Annotated in this window: 13 protein-coding genes; 10 read left to right on the plus strand and 3 right to left on the minus strand. The window is 54.2% G+C overall.

Going from position 1 to position 18,842, the window contains the following annotated elements; all coding sequences use genetic code 11:
• Nucleotides 1-107: 107 nt before the first annotated feature.
• Entirely contained in the window at nt 108-1,547 is a 1,440-nt protein-coding gene (locus tag BCV73_RS31520; protein ID WP_089549769.1) for a VanW family protein, read from the minus strand.
• Nucleotides 1,548-1,760: 213 nt separating this feature from the next.
• Between BCV73_RS31520 and ftsE the strand changes: the two genes are divergently transcribed.
• The 5 genes from ftsE to BCV73_RS31545 all read left to right on the plus strand — a co-directional run bounded on the left by ftsE (nt 1,761) and on the right by BCV73_RS31545 (nt 7,674).
• A complete protein-coding gene (ftsE, locus tag BCV73_RS31525; protein ID WP_089550485.1) occupies nt 1,761-2,447 on the plus strand; it encodes a cell division ATP-binding protein FtsE in 687 nt (228 codons plus the stop codon).
• Nucleotides 2,437-3,351 carry a permease-like cell division protein FtsX gene (ftsX, locus tag BCV73_RS31530; protein WP_089549770.1) on the plus strand — a complete coding sequence of 305 codons (915 nt, stop codon included), beginning with the start codon at nt 2,437-2,439 and terminating at the stop codon, nt 3,349-3,351. Before ftsE ends, ftsX begins: the two co-directional genes overlap by 11 nt.
• A 77-nt stretch (nt 3,352-3,428) precedes the next feature.
• The gene (locus BCV73_RS31535; protein WP_089550486.1) at nt 3,429-4,724 is read left to right on the plus strand and encodes a murein hydrolase activator EnvC family protein; all 1,296 of its coding nucleotides are present in this window, start codon (nt 3,429-3,431) and stop codon (nt 4,722-4,724) included.
• A gap of 136 nt (nt 4,725-4,860) precedes the next feature.
• Nucleotides 4,861-6,285 (plus strand): S41 family peptidase, encoded by a 1,425-nt coding sequence (locus BCV73_RS31540; RefSeq protein WP_089550487.1) that lies wholly within the window; start codon nt 4,861-4,863, stop codon nt 6,283-6,285.
• Nucleotides 6,286-6,375: 90 nt separating this feature from the next.
• On the plus strand, nt 6,376-7,674 hold the full coding sequence (locus tag BCV73_RS31545) for a PDZ domain-containing protein (protein WP_256993067.1): 1,299 nt from the start codon (nt 6,376-6,378) through the stop codon (nt 7,672-7,674).
• 102 nt (nt 7,675-7,776) lie between these two features.
• On the opposite strand, the gene BCV73_RS31550 is transcribed toward BCV73_RS31545, so the two are convergent.
• Together BCV73_RS31550 and BCV73_RS31555 are read right to left on the minus strand one after the other, a co-directional pair.
• Nucleotides 7,777-8,574 carry a flagellar motor protein MotB gene (locus tag BCV73_RS31550; RefSeq protein WP_089549772.1) on the minus strand — a complete coding sequence of 266 codons (798 nt, stop codon included), beginning with the start codon at nt 8,572-8,574 and terminating at the stop codon, nt 7,777-7,779.
• Nucleotides 8,558-9,355, minus strand: coding sequence for a flagellar motor protein (locus BCV73_RS31555; RefSeq protein WP_076174523.1), 798 nt, complete (start codon nt 9,353-9,355; stop codon nt 8,558-8,560). Before BCV73_RS31555 ends, BCV73_RS31550 begins: the two co-directional genes overlap by 17 nt.
• 173 nt (nt 9,356-9,528) lie before the next feature.
• On the opposite strand from BCV73_RS31555, the gene uvrB reads away from it, so the two are divergent.
• The 5 genes from uvrB to BCV73_RS31580 all read left to right on the plus strand — a co-directional run bounded on the left by uvrB (nt 9,529) and on the right by BCV73_RS31580 (nt 18,774).
• The gene (gene uvrB, locus BCV73_RS31560; protein ID WP_089549773.1) at nt 9,529-11,520 is read left to right on the plus strand and encodes an excinuclease ABC subunit UvrB; all 1,992 of its coding nucleotides are present in this window, start codon (nt 9,529-9,531) and stop codon (nt 11,518-11,520) included.
• A 100-nt stretch (nt 11,521-11,620) separates the two neighbouring features.
• Nucleotides 11,621-14,482 carry an excinuclease ABC subunit UvrA gene (gene uvrA / locus BCV73_RS31565; protein ID WP_076174519.1) on the plus strand — a complete coding sequence of 954 codons (2,862 nt, stop codon included), beginning with the start codon at nt 11,621-11,623 and terminating at the stop codon, nt 14,480-14,482.
• Nucleotides 14,483-15,214: 732 nt separating this feature from the next.
• Complete coding sequence (locus BCV73_RS31570; RefSeq protein ID WP_076174517.1) at nt 15,215-15,424, plus strand: hypothetical protein; 210 nt, start codon at nt 15,215-15,217, stop codon at nt 15,422-15,424.
• A 237-nt stretch (nt 15,425-15,661) separates the two neighbouring features.
• Nucleotides 15,662-16,816, plus strand: coding sequence for a S1C family serine protease (locus BCV73_RS31575; protein WP_076174514.1), 1,155 nt, complete (start codon nt 15,662-15,664; stop codon nt 16,814-16,816).
• On the plus strand, nt 16,816-18,774 hold the full coding sequence (locus BCV73_RS31580) for a copper amine oxidase N-terminal domain-containing protein (RefSeq protein WP_244169406.1): 1,959 nt from the start codon (nt 16,816-16,818) through the stop codon (nt 18,772-18,774). The genes BCV73_RS31575 and BCV73_RS31580 overlap by 1 nt, the downstream gene beginning before the upstream one ends.
• The last annotated feature ends 68 nt before the right edge of the window (nt 18,775-18,842 follow it).

The following is an 18,842-nucleotide window of genomic DNA, read 5'->3' on the forward strand; positions in this document are numbered from 1 at the left end:
AGGATTATAAAAAGGGTGTCTCCAGCGGTTTCATTAAACCGGCGGAGGCACCCTTTTGCTTCGTTTGGAATTATAGCTGACAATCCATTGCTGCCCTTCGTTTGTCCTCAGAAGTTCGGCCCGCTTACGCCGTCCTCCACGATTTGCTCTTCGGACCCCGGAGCAGGGCTGCCCTCTCCCGAATCTTCTGTATGGACCGCGATCAGCCGGTTTTGAGGGCGGTACGTATCACGGGAAATACGTTTGCGCGATACCTCCTTGCCGTCCACCTTCTTGATTTGATAAGTCTCGACGACGTAGCCGGGTTTGCCGTTCTGCAGGATCTCCTGGCCGCCGACCGGAAGGGTCGGATTCTGCACGAACTTCTCGGTGACCGGGAGAGTTTCGACCGTGCGGGACATGAGGTCATAGGTGACATTTTTCGGGAAGGTGCCAAAAAATTTGACGATCAGATTCCGATCCATGACATCGGCCTGAATCAGCAGCGACTTCCCGGTATTGTTCCGGAAGCGGAAGTTGATCGAGCCTTCGGCAAACGTGGCGTCCTGCCCTTTCGGCAAGTAGCTTACCGGCAGGGAATGGTTGCGCCGCTCGACGATTTCAAGCCCGGTCCGGACCGCCGCATTGTACACGGTGCTGGACACCTGGCAGATGCCTCCGCCTACTCCGGGAACCAGCTTCCCGTTCAGGATGACCGGCGCCTCCTGGAACCCGTATTTTTCCTCCGCCTTGGCAATGACTTTGCTGTAGTCAAACAAGTCACCCGGCTTCAGCACCATGCCGTTCACCGCTTTGGCGGCGGAATCGACATTGTATACCCTTCCCGGCCCGCTCGAACCAAGCCCGGTGGAGAACTCGATGATTTTTCGCTCGATTCCCTCTTCCTTGAGGCTGCCGATCGTGACGTTCGGCACCATCCGGTACAGGGGAAGGTCCAGGCTGAGCTTGGGCTTTTCACCGCCGGCAATCAGGGCGAAGTCCTTCGGAATCAGCGCCGTCATCTGCTCTTTGAGCGTGTTCCAGTCAATCCGCGAGACCGAAACCTCAGGCGTGTACACGACCTCGTCTTTCCCTGAGATCCGCCGCGTGGCTTCCACCGGAAGCCCGAAATGCTCCTGCTCCCACTCCGGCGTGAATTTCTCCTTCAGCGCGGAAATGTCCCAGTGGGGCACGATGTTCCAGTCCGTCTGAAAATGCCAGCGGTATTTCAGCTGGTCCAGCCAGCTTCCTTCATGCAGCTTCGCAACCGCCTCTTTAAAGGCGTCCGCTTCAAACGAAACGCCGGCTTCCTTCAGCGTCAGCTGGGCATCGGGAATGCCTTTAGCGGCCACGGACAGCGTCAAGGGAATGCTCTCCATCTGTCTGAGACGGGCGTCCAGCAGCTTAAGCGCTTCATCTGAATCTTTTCCTCCGAGCGGGTAGCCGGCAACCTGGATCTTATCCGGAAGGGTGTTTTGTCCGATATAAAGATGTACCCACCCGGCGGTGACGGAACCGATCAGCAGGATGCTTGCGATAATGATCAGGCTCAAATGAATTTTTTTCATTGGGTTCCCACCTCTTTCGCTTCCTCTTCGTCGTGATTGATGCTGTCTTTCCATATATATGTAGGCAAAGTGGAAAAATTTCGGGTACTCAAAAGGTAACAATTTTGTTACAATGAAACACATCGTGATGATTCCTACGCTTTTTTAAAGGAATTAGCTGGAATGTGTCGAATTTATAATGGCTGATTATGTAATTAGGAAGTGATGAACGAAGTGATTGAAATGCAGGACGTATGGAAGACCTACCAGAATGGAACCCATGCATTGCAAGGCGTATCGGTCAAGATCGACCGCAACGAATTCGTATACGTCGTCGGACCGTCCGGCGCAGGCAAATCGACATTCATGAAGCTTATTTATAGAGAAGAAGTGCCGACCAAAGGACAAATCTCTGTGAACGGTTTTAATATCGGCAAGCTGAAGCAGCGGAAAATTCCGTATGTGCGCCGGAATATCGGCGTCATTTTTCAGGATTTCCGCCTTCTTCCGACGCTGTCGGCATATGAAAACGTGGCTTTTGCCATGGAAGTCATCGAAGCGCCGAAGCGGCAGATGAAAAAGCGCGTGATGGAGGTGCTGGATCTGGTTGGACTGAAGTCCAAAGCCACCCGCCTTCCGGCGCAGCTGTCCGGGGGAGAGCAGCAGCGGATCGCGATCGCCAGAGCTATTGTGAACAACCCGGCGGTCATTATCGCGGACGAGCCTACCGGCAACCTGGACCCCGAAACTTCATGGGGCATCATGCAGCTGCTTGATGAGATCAATTTCCGCGGAACGACCATCGTCATGGCCACCCACAACAAGGAGATCGTGAACACGATGCGCAAGCGCGTCATCGCGATCGAGCACGGCAACATTGTACGCGACCAGCAGAGAGGGGAGTACGGGTATGACTTTTAACACCTTTCTGCGGCATTTGCGGGTCGGGTTTAACAGCATCTTCCGCAACGGGTGGATGACCGTAGCCTCTGTTACCTCCATCGTGGTATCCCTATTCGTGCTCGGGGTATTTATCATCTTGGTGCTCAATGTCAACGCTTTGGCCGACAAGGCCGATAAACAAGTGCAGATCCGCGCTTATCTCAACCTCAACGTCGACCAGAAGCTGCGCGAGAAGGTGCAGAACGAAATCTCCGCGATGCCGGAGGTCAGCAAGGTGCAGTTTATTTCCAAGGAGCAGGGCCTCACCGACTTCCGCAACAGTATGGGAGACGAGGGGAAGGAGCTGCTGGAAGGCTTCAGCAAGGATAACAACCCGCTGCCGGACACGATTATGGTCGAGGTGATCGAGCCGACGACGGTTCCGTTCGTCGCCCAGAAGATCGAGGCGCTGAACACGAGCCATACGGAGCAGCAGCCGATCATGAAAGTGAAGTACGGCAAAGGCACAATCGAAACGCTGTTTAAAGTGACGCGCCTGGTGCGCAACATCGGGTTTATTTTCGTGGCCGGCCTCGCCGTCATGTCGATGTTCCTGATCTCCAACACCATTCGCGTCACGATTCTCGCCCGCCGCCGGGAAATCAGCATCATGAAGCTGGTCGGGGCGACGAATTATTTTATCCGCTGGCCGTTCTTCGTGGAGGGCACCCTGATCGGGCTGATCGGGTCCGTCATTACGGTGGCGCTGCTGTTCGTCGGTTATGACCGGCTGGCCGCCTCCATCGGCTCGGATTTTACGCTCCAGATGTCACTTCTCCCGCTGAGCCAGCTGTGGCAGTGGGGAGGATTACTGATTGTCCTCGGCGTGCTGATCGGCATGTGGGGAACGACCCTATCTATTCGCAAATTTTTGAAGGTATAAGAACAAGAACGATAAGCAGCTGACGGAGAGTCTTGGTTATACAGGAGAAACTTTTGGAAAAGGACGGGGAACGCAAGTTGAAAAAGATCGCCACATGTTTGGCCGTAGTTATGATCGCAGCGGCTGTATTTCAGCCTTCGGAAAGTTTGGCAAAGAAAAAGACGGTCGATGAGATCGACCATGAACTGAGAGTGCTGCAGCAGCAGGCGAAGACCGCCAAGCAGCAGAAGAGCAAGGCGGAAGCCCAGAAGCAGGAAGCGCAGCATTACAAAAATAAAACGACCCAAAACCTGCAGTACGTCATGAACCAGATTAGTACGGTGAGCAACACGATGACCAAATTGACGGTTCAAATTGACGACACGCAGGACAAGCTTCGTCAGACCGCGACTGAGCTGGATGCCGCCGAAGAGCGGATCCAGTCGCGGGAGAAAATGCTGGAGTCCCGGGTACGTCTTATGTATACCGACGGCAACGTATCCTACTTGGAAGTGCTGCTCTCATCGACCAGCTTCTCCGATTTCCTGGAACGGGCCGATGCGCTGAAGGAATTCGTAGACCAAGATAAGGATTTGCTGGAACAGCACAAGAAGGACAAGGCATTGGTGCTGGCTAAGAAAAAGGAACTGGAGTCGGATTACGCCAAAGCCAAGGATTTGTATGCCCAGATGGAAGACCAGAAGGCCATTCTGGCTGAAAACGAGCGGCAGAAGCAGATTCTGATCGCACAGTACGACCAGAAAATTGAAGAATCCGACGACACCAGTGAAGAGCAGGATCAGCTGCTCGTCACGCTCGTCAGCAAGCGTGCTTCCCTGGAGCAGGAGAAGAACAAGCTGAAGGCCGAAGAAGCGGCGAGAAGGGCGGCGGCAGCCAAAGCGGCTGCTGCGAAGAGAGCGGCTGCAGCAGCTGCGGCAGCGGCCAAGAAGAGGAGCGCGACAACGACGGTCGAAAGCTCGGGCGGCTTCTCGGGCAGCGGCGGACCGCTGTATATGCCGGTTAGCGGAGCCCGCATTTCTTCGCCTTTCGGCCGAAGAGTCCATCCGGTTACGGGGGAAGTCGGCAAGATGCATAAAGGGGTGGATCTTGCCGTTCCGCAGGGAACGCCGATTCACGCCGCTGAAACGGGAACCGTTACGCTGGCCGAATGGTGGAGCGGTTACGGGTACTGCGTCATCATTGATCATGGGGACGGAATGTGGACCGTCTATGGACATATACGTGAAGGCGGTATTAAAGTAAAGGTAGGCGAGCATGTCAGCCGCGGTCAGGTGATTGCAGAATCCGGCGCAACGGGACAAGTCACGGGGCCTCACCTTCATTTTGAAGTCCGTCAGAATGGAACGCCTGTGGACCCGATGCCGTATCTGTAGACCGTATAAATATTCCGTACAAGCCGAACATATACTAGGATGGTTAAGTCTGGTCATAAGAGGTTCGGCCGGAAAATAAAAGGCGGTGAAACTTACTTTGAAGAAACGTACGGTCGCATTGTTGGTCGTCGTAGGTATGCTGTTGGGAAGCGTACTGACCCTCGTGTTAACAAGCGCAAGCTTTGCGAATCAGGCCTCGACGGGCCAGGGCGTGTTAGCGAGTGTGGTCAGCGGCGGCTTGAAGCAGGATGAAGCGAAGAAAATCGGTACGGCTCTGGATCTCATCCAAGGCAACTATTATGAGGATGTGGACCGGAGCAAGCTGGTGGACGGTGCCATCAACGGCATGATGGAATCGCTGGAAGATCCGTACTCGACTTATATGGGTAAGCAAACGGCACAGGAATTTGAGGAGAGCATCGAGGGCTCGTTCAGCGGCATCGGTGCCGAAGTGTCCTCGGAAGACGGCAATGTCGTCATCGTGTCTCCGATCAAGGGATCGCCTGCGGAAAAAGCAGGACTCCGCGCCAAGGATATCATCCTGACGGTGAACGGAGAATCACTGAGCGGGCTTGAGCTGAACGATGCGGTTTCGAAAATCCGCGGTCCGAAAGGCAGCGAGGCGAAGCTGACGGTCCGCCGCAGCGGCGTATCGACTCCGCTTCAGTACACTATCGTGCGCGACGATGTCGATTTGGAGACCGTTAATGCCCACATGGAACCGGGTAAAGTAGGCGTGATTGAAATTACCCAGTTCTCCCTGAACACGGGCGATCGCTTCAAGGAAGAACTGGCGAAGCTCGAGAGCGAAGGCATGAAGGGCCTCGTCATCGATGTCCGGAACAATCCCGGCGGCGTGCTGTCCGTCGTGATCGATATCGCCGAGCAATTCGTGCCGAAAGGCAAGCTGATCGTTCAGGTTGAAGACAAGAACAAGAAGCGCGAGAAGAGCGAGTCCAAGGGAACGGGCAAAGACTATCCGGTCGCCCTCCTGATGAACAAGGGAAGCGCCAGCGCATCCGAAATTCTGGCAGGTGCCTTGCAGCAATCGGCCGGAGCGAAGCTGATCGGTGAAAACTCCTTTGGTAAAGGAACCGTACAGACGAGCTTCGACAAGCAAATGGGCGACGGCAGCCTGCTCAAGATTACGATCGCGAAATGGCTGACGCCAAACGGCAGCTGGATCCACAAGAAGGGCATCAAGCCTGACATTGCGGTGGATCAGCCGGATTACTTCTCGGTGGCTCCGATCAACAAAGACAAATCGCTGGAATACAACATGAATAACACTGACGTGAAGAGTGCGCAGATCATGCTGGACGGACTTGGCTTCAAGCCTGGACGCAAAGACGGATTCTTCGATGAGAAAACCGTGGCGGCCGTCAAGTCGTTCCAAAGCAGCGCGAAGCTGAGCGCGAACGGTGTCATTGACGCGAAGACGGCGGAAGCACTCGAGAACGCGCTGATCGAGCATATCCGCAATCCGAAATACGATAATCAATTGAACCGCGGGATTGACGAGGTGCGGAAGGAAATTGCCGCTGCCGCGTCGAATCGTTAAGAAGGCTGATCTTTAGCCTTCTTTTTTTCTTGCGTCTGATGTCTGTCCTGGATATGCGTAAATGTCATGGTAAAGGAGCGTGGTGACGGATTGGATGTCGCATTGGAACTGCTGTGGAAGTTGGGGGATGCTTTGTTACAGCTGCTGACGCAGCCGTTTTATTATATTTCGATCATTTTGATGGCACTTGTGTACCGCAGGCAGGTGCTGCTGGAGAGAAAGCTGTTCTCCGTCCGGCTGCACAGCTGGGGGCTGCAGACTTGGCGAACCTTTTGGGGTGGACTGCTGGCCGGGATTGGCGTCTCGGTGGCTGCGGCGTTTTTGGGAATTTCGCTGACCACGGAAGCGGTCATCTGCATTTGGGTGGTAGCCATCGTGCTGCTGCTGTTCCGGGTAAGGTATTTATGTTTTGCCTACGCCATCGGAATCTTGGGCGTGATTCAGTTTGTGATGGGGCTGTTTTCTTGGAGTCCGGACGGGTTCCTGAAAACGGTGAAGGATACGGTAGCGGGCCTGGATATTCCTGCCCTGCTTGCCCTGGTCGCGGTGCTGCACTTGGCCGAGGCGCTGCTCATTCGCCTGCAGGGAGCATCCTTCGCCAATCCGCTCTTTATTGAAGGGAAGCGAGGTAAGCTCGTTGGAGGCTATCAGATGCAGGTATTCTGGCCGATTCCTCTGTTTCTGCTGATTCCGGGGACCTCGGATGTGACTCTGCCCTGGACGCCTTTATTTGGCGGAGACGGATGGAGCAGCGGCTTCAGCATGATGGCGCTGCCGGTGGTGATCGGCTTCAGCGAAATGACGCAGAGCCTGCTTCCGCAGGTGAAGGCCGATCGGACATTCAAACGTCTCCTGATCTATGGCGTCGTACTGCTGGCTTTCAGCATTCTGTCGGTTTGGTGGAGCCCGCTCGCCCTTGTGGCGGCCTTGATCGCCTTTGTGCTTCATGAAGGGCTGGCCTGGTACAGCCGGTATGAGGAGCAGCACCGGAGTCCGGTGTTTGTCCATCCTGTGCAGGGGCTGAAGGTGCTGGCCGTCATTCCCGGGAGCCCTGCCGAAGAGCTGGGCATTGCGGCTGGCGAATCGATTGTGAAGGTCAACGGCATGGCGATCCGGTCCAAAGAGCAGCTGCATCTGGCGATCCGCAAAAACCCGGCCTTCTGCAAGCTGGAAGTGCAAAACCTGCAGGGTGAAGTCAAGTTTCTCCAGCGGGCAATCTACGACGGGGATCATCACCAGCTGGGCGTTATTCTGGCTCCGGACCCGGATGCCGGCGTGGCGCTGGTGCTGAAGCCAGTCAATCTGTTTCAGCTGATCGGCATGAAAATTCATGCCCGCAGCAAGTCGTCCCCCCCTGCATCGCATGATGCGCGGGAAGCCGACATGTAAGGCAAGAACGCAAAAAGCGTGGGAGCTTCAGAGCTTCCACGCTTTTTTTGTCATATGGAAGGGCTAATCGGGTGGTTTGCCGGCGAAGCAGGAGGTTACGGACTATTCCTGAAGCTGGCGGAGGACGATGATCTCCACCCGGCGGTTTTTCTGCCTTCCCGCTTCGGTACCGTTATCCCCGACAGGACGCGTATCGCCGTATCCGGCGTACTGGAACTCGTCCGGGTTCAGATGCTTCTGGTCAAGGAAAAACCGCAGGACCGACAGCGCCCGCGCTCCGGAAAGCTCCCAATTGTCTTTGTAATTCGAAGCATGCACGATCGGCAGATTGTCGGTGTGACCCTCAATGCTGATCACCGTGCTCAGGTTCTTAAACAGGCTTGCTAGCTTGTCCAGCACCGGTGCTGAGCCGGGCTTTAGGTCCGCTTTGCCGACATCGAACAAAAATTGGTCGCTCAGCGTAATGGAGATGCCTTGAGGCTCGTCCGCCACAAATATCTGGTCCTCCAGCCGGTTATCCTTCACATACTGTGAAATGACCTGCATCAGGTTCTGGAGCTCCTGCTCCTGCTTGCGGAAGGCAAGTTCCCGTTCGGTCAGTTCCTGAGAGCCGCTGTTCTGCGGCTTTTTAGCCGTGTCGGGATTTCGATGCGCATTTTTGTCCGCCTGGCCGGTGATGCCGGATCCCTTCTCGAGGATCGAATCGCCGCTTTTGAACGTATGCTGCAGGGATTGGGTAATCGCCTCGTACTTCTCAACGTCCAACCGGCTCATCGCGAACATCATGACGAAAAAGATCAGGAGCAGCGTGATCAGGTCCGCATAGGTGATCAGCCACCGGTCCCGGCCGCCGTCTCCTTCACTTTTTCTCCGGCCCTGTCGTCTATTCCGCTGTCTCATCGATGAATTCCTCCTTCACGGCAGGGGCATGATAGCTGTCCACCGGTGTGAAGGAAACGAGCTTTTTACGCACCATGTTGGGGTGCTCGCCGTTCTGAATCGCCAGAATGCCCTGCATCAAAAGTTCCAATTGCTGAATTTCATCGGCGCTGCGGGACTTAATTTTCGAAGCAATGGGTAAAAAGATAATATTGGCGCTCGCCACGCCGTATAACGTAGCGGTAAAAGCAACCGCGATCGACGGCCCCAGATCGGTCGGCTCGGACAAGCTGCCGAGGACATGGATCAGCCCCATAACGGTGCCGATGATACCCATGGTCGGGGCGTAGCCGCCCGCGGACTCGAATATTTTGGCGTAGTTTTCGTGCTTTTGCTCTACGGCGTCCATTTCGAGCTCCATGATTTGTTTGATCTGGGATTCTTCCGTTCCGTCGACGACCAGCTGAATGCCTTCGCGAAGGAACGAGTTGTGATGGTCCATCGCCATTCTTTCAAGGGAGAGCACTCCGTTGCGTCGGGCCGCCGTGGCCATGCCAACCAAGTCTTCGATCAGCTGGTTTGTATCCTCGGCCGGTTTGCTGAAGGCAAAGCGCAGCGCTTTGGGAATCGTCTTGAGCCGGTGAAGCGGGTAACTGACAACGACAGCGGCAATGGTACCCCCGAATACGATCAGGGCGGCCGCTGCCTGCATTAATCCATTAATCTGACCTCCTTCCCATAAAAAGCCACCTACCAGCGCGGCAAGTCCCGCCAGGATGCCCAGTATTGTTGTGATTTCCATGTTGTGCTATCACTCCTGTTCATGAGTTAGGGTTTGCATACGGCACTTGATCAGAGTATAATAGACGGGAACAAATATTCTTATTTCAACAATGATTTCCTATAGCTTATATCGGGAAATCTCGACATATAGTTTAGAATATCTATTTTAGATGATAAGGGTGATGTTGGGCAATGAGCGATATTGTCGTCAGTACCAAGACGTTTGAGCTTGAGTCGGAATACACACCGCAGGGCGACCAGCCGAAGGCCATTACCGAGCTGGTGGAAGGCCTGAAGCAGGGGAAGAAGCATCAGACGCTGCTCGGTGCGACCGGTACCGGCAAGACCTTTACCATTGCGCAGACGATCGCCAAGGTGCAGCGGCCGACGCTGGTCATCGCGCATAACAAGACGCTTGCCGCCCAGCTGGCGAGCGAATTCAAGGAGTTTTTTCCGAACAACTCCGTCGATTATTTTGTGAGTTACTATGATTACTATCAACCGGAAGCGTACATCCCTTCTTCGGATACGTATATTGAGAAAGATTCGAGCATCAACGAGGAGATCGATAAGCTGCGCCACTCCGCGACCAGCTCGCTGTTCGAGCGGCGGGACGTAATTATCGTGGCGAGCGTCTCGTGTATTTACGGCTTGGGTTCGCCGATGGAATACTCCAGCATGCTGCTGTCGCTGCGCGTAGGCATGGAGAAGCCGCGCAATCAGATTTTGTCGCGCCTGGTGGACATCCAATATCAGCGCAACGATATTAACTTCGTGCGGGGGACGTTCCGCGTGCGCGGTGATGTCATTGAGATCTTCCCGGCTTCCAAAGGGGAGCAGGCGGTCCGCGTGGAGCTGTTCGGGGACGAGATCGAACGGATTACGGAGATCGACGTCCTGACCGGCGAGCTGATCGGTGAACGCGATCATATTGCGATTTTCCCGGCGTCTCACTTCGTAACGAAGGAAGAAACGATGCGAGTCGCTCTGGTCAATATTGAGCGGGAGCTGGAGGAGCGGCTCGAGGAGCTGCGTTCCCAAGGCAAGCTGCTTGAAGCGCAGCGCCTGGAACAGCGCACGCGCTATGACATTGAAATGATGAAGGAAGTCGGTTTCTGTTCGGGGATCGAGAACTATTCCGGACCGCTGACGTTCCGGGAGCGTGGGGCTACTCCGTATACGCTGCTGGACTATTTTCCGGACGATATGCTGATTGTGGTCGACGAATCCCACGTGACACTGCCGCAGATTCGGGCAATGTACAACGGGGACCGGGCGCGTAAGACGGTGCTGGTGGAACACGGATTCCGTTTGCCGTCGGCGCTGGACAACCGGCCGCTGACGTTCGAAGAGTTCGAGAATAAAGTAAACCAGATCATTTACGTATCGGCGACGCCCGGGCCGTATGAGATCGAACACTGCAATACGATGGTCGAGCAGATCATTCGGCCGACGGGACTGCTGGATCCGGTGATCGAAGTCCGGCCGACCGAAGGGCAGATCGACGATCTGATCGGGGAGATCCGGGAGCGGATCGACCGCGACGAGCGGGTCCTCGTGACGACGCTGACCAAGAAGATGGCCGAGGATTTGACCGACTATCTGAAGGAGATCGGAATCAAGGTCAGGTACCTGCACTCCGATATCAAGACATTGGAGCGGATGGCGATACTGCGCGATTTGCGTTTGGGCACGTTCCATGTGCTGATTGGTATCAACCTGCTGAGGGAGGGCCTTGACCTTCCGGAGGTGTCCCTTGTTGCGATCCTGGACGCCGACAAGGAAGGCTTCCTCCGTTCGGAACGGTCGCTCATTCAGACGATCGGCCGCGCGGCCCGGAACTCTGAGGGCTTTGTTCTGATGTATGGCGACAACATAACGGAGTCGATGGACAAAGCGATTAAGGAAACCCAGCGCCGCCGCACGATGCAGATCGCCTATAACGAGAAACATGGAATCACGCCGCAGACGATTCGCAAGAAGGTTCGCGACGTCATCGAGGCGACAAAAGTGGCCGAGTCGAAGGCAGAGTATCTGACCGGAACCGGCGGCAAGATGTCGAAGAAGGAGCGCCAGTCGGTGATCCAGCGTCTGGAGGCCGAAATGAAAGATGCCGCGAAGAACCTGCAGTTCGAGCGCGCCGCCGAGCTGCGTGACGCCCTGCTGGAACTGAAGGCGGAATAAACAAGAACATGGATATGATAAGGGAACGGCCGCTTGTACTGGTCGTTCTCTTTGTGGATAAATCCCATAAATAGATCCTTTCAAAGGAGATGAGCGACCATTGGCCAGCGAGAATATCGTCATTAAGGGTGCCAGGGCCCACAATCTGAAGAATATAGATATCACGATTCCCCGTGATAAATTCGTCGTTTTAACCGGACTGAGCGGTTCGGGCAAGTCTTCCCTGGCGTTTGACACGATTTATGCCGAAGGGCAGCGCCGTTATGTAGAGTCACTGTCCGCGTATGCGCGGCAGTTTTTGGGACAGATGGAGAAGCCGGACGTCGACTCGATCGACGGGCTGTCTCCGGCCATATCGATTGACCAGAAGACGACGAGCCGCAACCCGCGCTCTACCGTCGGAACGGTAACCGAGATTTACGATTACCTGCGGCTGCTGTTTGCCCGTGTGGGCCATCCCCACTGTCCGGAGCACGGCATTGAAATCACGTCCCAGACCGTGGAGCAGATGGTCGACCGGATTATGCAGTATCCGGAGAAGACGCGTCTGCAGCTGCTGGCACCGATGATTTCCGGCCGGAAGGGTGAGCACAAGTCTTTGTTTACCGACGTGGCCAAGCAGGGCTTCGTACGCGTACGGGTAGACGGCGAGCTTCGCGATCTTTCCGAAAATATCGAACTGGAGAAAAACAAAAAGCACTCGATCGAGGTCGTTGTCGACCGGATCGTCGTTAAGGAGGGCGTGGAAGCGCGTCTGGCGGACTCTATCGAGACGGCGCTGAAGCTGTCCGGAGGCCAGCTGCTGGTCGATATTATGGGCCAGGAAGAGCTGCGCTTCAGCTCCAATTTTGCCTGCCCGATCTGCGGATTCAGCATTGAGGAGCTGTCCCCGCGGATGTTCTCGTTTAACAGTCCGTTCGGGGCCTGTCCGGAATGCGATGGACTTGGCGTGAAGATGATCGTCGACCCTGAGCTGCTGATTCCGGACCGGGAGAAATCGATCGATGACGGCGCTTTTCTGGCGTGGACAGGCAGTACGTCCAACTATTATCCGCAATTTTTGAAATCAGTATGTGAGCATTACAACATTCCTCAGAATGTTCCGGTCAGCCAGCTGAAGGAAGAAGATATGAACAAGCTGCTGTACGGAACGGGTAACCAGAAGGTCCGCTTCCGTTACGAAAATGACTTCGGGCAGCGGAAAGAAGCGTTTGTGGTGTTTGAGGGCGTCATTCCCAACCTGGAGCGCCGCTACCGTGAAACGGCTTCCGAAGGCATCCGCGAATTTATCGAAAACTTCATGAGCGCGAAGCCGTGCGAAGTCTGCAAGGGTCACCGTTTGAAGAAAGAAGTGCTTGCTGTAACCGTCAATGACTACAACATGGCGCATGTGACGAGCCTGTCTATCGGCGAAGCGATGAAGCTGTTTGATCAGCTCGAGCTGTCCGAGAAAGAACGTTCGATTGCGAATTTGATCTTGAAGGAAATTAACGCGCGCCTCGGATTCCTCGTGAATGTCGGGCTCGATTACCTGACGCTGAGCCGGGCTGCGGGCACACTCTCCGGGGGAGAGGCCCAGCGGATCCGTCTGGCTACGCAGATTGGCTCCAGCCTGATGGGCGTGCTCTACATTCTCGATGAGCCGAGCATCGGTCTGCACCAACGGGACAACGATCGGTTGATTTCCACGCTGGAGCATATGCGGGACATCGGCAATACGCTCATCGTCGTTGAGCATGACGAGGACACCATGATGGCCGCCGACTATATCATCGATATCGGTCCGGGTGCCGGCATTCACGGCGGTCGTGTCATTGCGCAAGGTACGCCGGAGGAAATCATGAAGGATCCGAACTCCTTGACCGGCCAATACCTGAGCGGACGTAAGTTTATCCCGGTCAATACGGAACGCCGTAAGCCGGATAACCGCTGGCTGGAGATCCGCGGAGCGAAAGAAAACAACCTGAAGAACATCAATGCCAAAATTCCTGTGGGTGTCTTCACGGCAGTAACAGGGGTTTCCGGTTCAGGCAAATCGACGCTCGTGAATGAGATCCTGTACAAAACGCTTGCTAGGGAGCTCAACAAGGCGGTCAAGGTCAGACCCGGACAGCATAAGGAAATCCGCGGGCTCGAGCATCTGGAGAAGGTCATCGACATCGACCAGTCGCCGATCGGCCGCACGCCGCGTTCCAATCCGGCAACCTACACCGGCGTGTTCGATGATATCCGTGACATTTACGCACAGACGAACGAGGCCAAAATCCGTGGTTATAAAAAGGGACGCTTTAGCTTTAACGTGAAGGGCGGACGATGCGAAGCCTGCCGCGGTGACGGCATCATCAAGATCGAGATGCACTTCCTGCCGGACGTCTACGTGCCGTGCGAAGTCTGCAAAGGCAAACGATATAACCGGGAAACACTGGAGGTTAAGTACAAGGAAAAGAGTATCGCCGACGTGCTTGAAATGACGGTGGAGGACGCGACGGAGTTTTTCAAAAACATTCCGAAAATTCACCGCAAGCTGCAGACGCTGCTCGACGTTGGCCTCGGCTATGTCACCTTGGGACAACCGGCTACGACGCTGTCAGGCGGCGAGGCGCAGCGTGTGAAGCTGGCCTCCGAGCTGTACCGGCGCAGCACCGGCAAGACGCTCTACATTCTGGATGAGCCGACAACCGGCCTGCATGTCGACGATATCGACCGTCTGCTGACTGTGCTTCACCGTCTGGTCGATTCCGGGGAATCCGTGCTCGTCATTGAGCACAACCTGGACGTCATCAAGACGGCCGACCACATTATCGACCTTGGTCCTGAAGGCGGCAGCGGCGGCGGAACGATTATTGCCTCCGGTACGCCGGAGCAAATCGTGAAGGTCGAGCAGTCATACACAGGCAAGTACTTGAAGCCGGTCCTGGAGCGCGACACGGCGCGCAGCGAAGCTTTGAAGGTGACGAGCTAATAGCGACCAGCTTGTACCAATGCCGTAATCAGAGCCTGGTATGGAACGATTACGCGAAATAAGGATATAGACCAGATCATGTCTCCATTCCGCCGTTAGGCGGGGGAGGCATGATTTTTTTTGAAGAGATCAGAAAGTATACGTTTCGGAGCCTCAGCTTCCTGATCCCGCAATAAAAACTTCCGCTAGACGCGGTCTGTCTTCTTTGAAGGTACGTCGAAAGGCGTTTTTCTTATGAAAAAAACATAAGCTTCGGAGATTATTGTGTAAGGAAAAGGATGTAAGCAAGGGAGTAAAATGATTCGAAGAAGCGAAGCGGTCACATTTGGCTTTCGGATTTCTACCTTACGTGGGTTCCATAAAATCAAGAAATCCGAAAACAAGAGGGATCGTAGGGACATTTTACGTACTTGCCCCATTATCCATTTCAATTTATACCGTAAGAAATTTCCGCCTTCCCGATATCCAAGTCACAGAGTTGGATGAAGGGCAGTGCCGGAAATAAGCGCCATTTTTCATAAATTCAAGCCAACCGGGGGAATAATATTAAGGATTAGGTTTCTACACATGCACATGGTAATTGATCGGAGGCAACGAGCCTCAATTACCAGAAAAAGGCGATTTTATGACAATTTCAATTTTTTACATCCGAAGTCTTGCATCTCATCGCCCAGAACGATAACATGTAGAGAGATATGTAAATTGAGCGAAGCCACAAGAGGAGGTCCAACCATGTTGCTTGCAGAAGCTGCTGCATCGGCTGCATCCAAATTCAATACGTTTGACGTATTCATGATCCTGTTTACGATTTTGATCCTGATCGGGATTATCCGTCTGGTGAAGCAACCGGTTAAGAACAAATTTGCAATCGGATTCAGCGTGATTTGCTTGCTGGTCTTTTTAGCGTCCGACTTTGCGATGATCCAGAACTGGATGAGCTAATCGGATTCAACTCCAACGAAATTGCGACGAATGAAGACACCTTTCGCTAACCGGCGGACAAGGGGTCTTTTTTTGTTTAAGCCATTGGGATTTTGGCTGTGGAAATTTCCTATTAAATATAGGGCTTCCAGCAATTGTACACGCCCGGTTTGTGTGATACATTGAGGCTATGATTCAGGGGAAAGGATAGACTCCGGAGATCTGCAGATCAAGATAAAGATAAGGTCAGGTGAGGGAATGAAACCGACGGGGAAAAAGTGGGTCATTACGCTGCTCAGCACGATCGTGCTCGTCAGCGGAAGCGCGGCGGCCGAGGCACAGAGCACAGGCAAAACGGCCACAGCGGCATCCAAGGCGGGACAAGCTGCGCAGAAGGCAAAAACAGCAGCATCAAGCGCATCTACAGCAAAGAAGGTCAACGTCCAGGTGGCAGCGGATCCGGTCCCGCAAATCGTCAAAGACATATCGCCTTCGGTTGTAGGGATTATCGGCCGCTCGACGGATACGACGCTGACGGGAGGCGCGACCAACCGCTACAATTTGGCGCACGGTACAGGAGTCATCGTGAAGTCCAACGGTTGGATCGTTACCAACGCGCATGTGGTGAACGGACTGGAAGGTACGCTGGTCGTCACATCCGACGGCAAATCGTATAGCATTGTGGATTCATACATAGACGAAACAAGTGATATTGCCTTAATCAAAATCAATGCCAAATCTTTAGTGCCTGCGGTCTTTGCCAAGTCCGCACAAACTGCGCAGGTAGGGGAGAAGGTCATTGCGATCGGTACGCCGATCTCTTTTTCCCTTCGCAATTCAGCGACGGTGGGCGTTGTCAGCGGTCTGAACCGGGGCGTGAACGCTTTTTACAGGCTGATCCAAAGCGATACGGCAATTAACCCGGGCAACAGCGGGGGGCCGCTCGTTAATATGCGGGGCGAGGTGATCGGGATCAACAGCCTGAAATTCGCAGCCGTCGGCGTGGAAAATATGGGCTTTTCCATCCCTTCGGATACGGTGCAGTACGTGATGGGACAACTGTTCAAGTATGGGGAAGTGAAGCGCCCGAGCCTCGGATTCAACATGGAAGAGAGCTGGTCTGCCATTGTCGGACTGCCAACGGACGATCCGTTAACCGTAACGAAGGTCTTTTCGGATCAGGCCAAAAAAGCCGGCATTCAGGAGGACGACGTACTCTACAGCATTAACGGTAAGCGGGTGACCTCGGTCGTGGACATCAACGAAATGTTTAAGTCGTTTTTACCGGGGCAAACGGTTAAGCTGCTTATGCAGAGCGGCGGGGATATCGTGGAGCGGAAGCTGGTTCTGTCGCAGGCGGGCGCCGATGGTGATGCCTACAATGACGAGAGCGGACCGGGAGAGGAATTTTAATGGGGAAGAAGGGACAGTCACGGATGAAGGGAAGCGCATTGCGTAACATCGGATCGGCGGCACTGGCCGGCATCATCATGCTGGCAGCCGCACTGCCCGCGTGGGCGGACAGCAGCTCGGACAAGCTGACATTGCAGCTCAAGACGGGAAGCACCGCGGCGGTGATTAACGGGCAGACGGTACAAATTTTGAAGCCGTTCAAGAAAAATGGAACCGTGATGGTTCCGCTGGGCGTGTTCAGCAAAGCGTTCGGCAGCGAAGTGAAATTGGAAAAAAACAATGTGGTCAAAATCGGATACGGCCCTCATCAGATCAGCTTAACGATCGACAGCCATCTGGCCTGGGTGGACGGACGTAAAGTGAAGCTGGAGGCTGCCCCGTCCATGATGAACGGCACCCTGATGGTTCCGCTTCGTGTGGTGGCGCAAGGCATCGGAGCGCAAATGAATACAGGGTCGGCTGGGGAATGGGTGATCAGCCTGAAACCTTCGGAGGATGATGCCAGTCCGCAGGATCCCGGGATCGATTCAGACGTAGGCAAGACGAAGATCGGCAACAGCTACTACGGCTGGACGATGAATTATCCGAGCGGCCTGATCGTCGGCAGCGGCGATGAGACCGAGAGTATCGCGTCTTTTAACGATGCAGAGGAGAAGTACTACATTGAAGTCCACGCTTCCGATGAGGATGCGGATCTAAGCACCGATGATTTGCTGGATCGGCTGGTGGAGGACGCCAAAAAAGGCGGCGAGATGGTAGTGGACCGGGGGACCTTCCCGAAAGCAAAGGTGCCGTACGCCCGTATTGTGACCAAGGACGGGGACGGAACCTTCTGGGAATGCCGGATGTATTCGAGCCATAATCGTCTGTACGAGCTGTATTTTGCTGATCTGCAGGCGTCCAACTACAAGGACCTGAATAAATACGCCGGGCTGCTGAACTCTTTTGATACGAGCTTTAATCCGGCGGACAAAACCGTGAAGGATCTGTCGACTGTCAAAAATGGCATGCGCGGCGTGTATAACGAGGACTACGGCATTGCTTTAGACATCCCGGCTGCCTGGAGCATGGACAATGCGGACATGTATTATGAAAGCAAGGACGGCAGCTACTTGAAGTTGAACGTGTCCACTGGACCCAAAGGCGACTCGCTTGAACAGTGGGGCGGACAGATGAAGAAATGGCTGGAGGAATCCTTCGTCAAAACTTCGTATGAGGTCGTCAATACTTACCCGCTGGAGGTATCCGGGGAACAGGCGCTGGTGAACGAAGCCAGGTATAACTACGGTGACGGCTGGATCCGTGAATATGAAGTGATGATTTTGAAGGACGGTTACCGCTATTATGTGGAATATGCAGCTCCGGAAGACCAGCCGGCGGATGTGGCCAAGTTCAAGGATTTGATGAACGGGATCAACATTGATTTTACCGTCGTGCCGGAATCCTTCGGGAGTATGGAAGAGAATACGTTCCTGATCGATAAATCCAAGAGAACGACCAAGACGTCCAAAACCTATCAGTACCAAATTCGTATTCCGCAGTACTGGAGCGCAAATCGCGACCAGTTTGAGCTGTCGCCGGTGGAGTATCAGTTCGTGGGCGGACGCATGATGATCACGGCCGAGAAGGATAGCTCCTTTGAAGAGGCTGTAAGCCAACTGAAGGCGTTCTACAATGAAGCCGTGAAGTATCAGAAAGATCTGAAGCTGGAAAAGGTAGAGAACACGACCTTTGCCGGCGAGCCGGCTGTCGTCTTTTCCATTCATCAGGTGAAGGACGGCATTCCGTACAGCGCGCGCCAAATCGTTGTGCAGCATAACGGCACAGTGTATACGCTGTCCGCGTCCCTGAATGACGCCAACGCCACCGATATTCAGAAGAAGACACTGGATGAGACGCTGAATTCTTTTACGTTCACGAAAAAAGATGACGTCAAGACCACTGCGGCTGCCGAATAAGGGAGCAAAAAATAAGTTTGACCAGGAACCGGGATAGCCGAAGGCTGTTCCGGTTTTTGTTGTACCGG

It is taken from the genome of Paenibacillus sp. SSG-1 (assembly GCF_002224835.1).
In the GTDB taxonomy this organism is placed as follows: domain Bacteria; phylum Bacillota; class Bacilli; order Paenibacillales; family Paenibacillaceae; genus Paenibacillus_AQ; species Paenibacillus_AQ favisporus.

What these genes read in the sequence shown, in the direction of transcription:
- uvrB (WP_089549773.1), top strand. Translation starts at nt 9,529, where the DNA reads ATGAGCGATATTGTCGTCAGTACCAAGACGTTTGAGCTTGAGTCGGAA.
- BCV73_RS31550 (WP_089549772.1), bottom strand. Translation starts at nt 8,574, where the DNA reads ATGAGACAGCGGAATAGACGACAGGGCCGGAGAAAAAGTGAAGGAGAC.
- BCV73_RS31575 (WP_076174514.1), top strand. Translation starts at nt 15,662, where the DNA reads ATGAAACCGACGGGGAAAAAGTGGGTCATTACGCTGCTCAGCACGATC.
- BCV73_RS31580 (WP_244169406.1), top strand. Translation starts at nt 16,816, where the DNA reads ATGGGGAAGAAGGGACAGTCACGGATGAAGGGAAGCGCATTGCGTAAC.
- BCV73_RS31555 (WP_076174523.1), bottom strand. Translation starts at nt 9,355, where the DNA reads ATGGAAATCACAACAATACTGGGCATCCTGGCGGGACTTGCCGCGCTG.
- BCV73_RS31520 (WP_089549769.1), bottom strand. Translation starts at nt 1,547, where the DNA reads ATGAAAAAAATTCATTTGAGCCTGATCATTATCGCAAGCATCCTGCTG.
- BCV73_RS31570 (WP_076174517.1), top strand. Translation starts at nt 15,215, where the DNA reads ATGTTGCTTGCAGAAGCTGCTGCATCGGCTGCATCCAAATTCAATACG.
- ftsX (WP_089549770.1), top strand. Translation starts at nt 2,437, where the DNA reads ATGACTTTTAACACCTTTCTGCGGCATTTGCGGGTCGGGTTTAACAGC.
- BCV73_RS31540 (WP_089550487.1), top strand. Translation starts at nt 4,861, where the DNA reads ATGCTGTTGGGAAGCGTACTGACCCTCGTGTTAACAAGCGCAAGCTTT.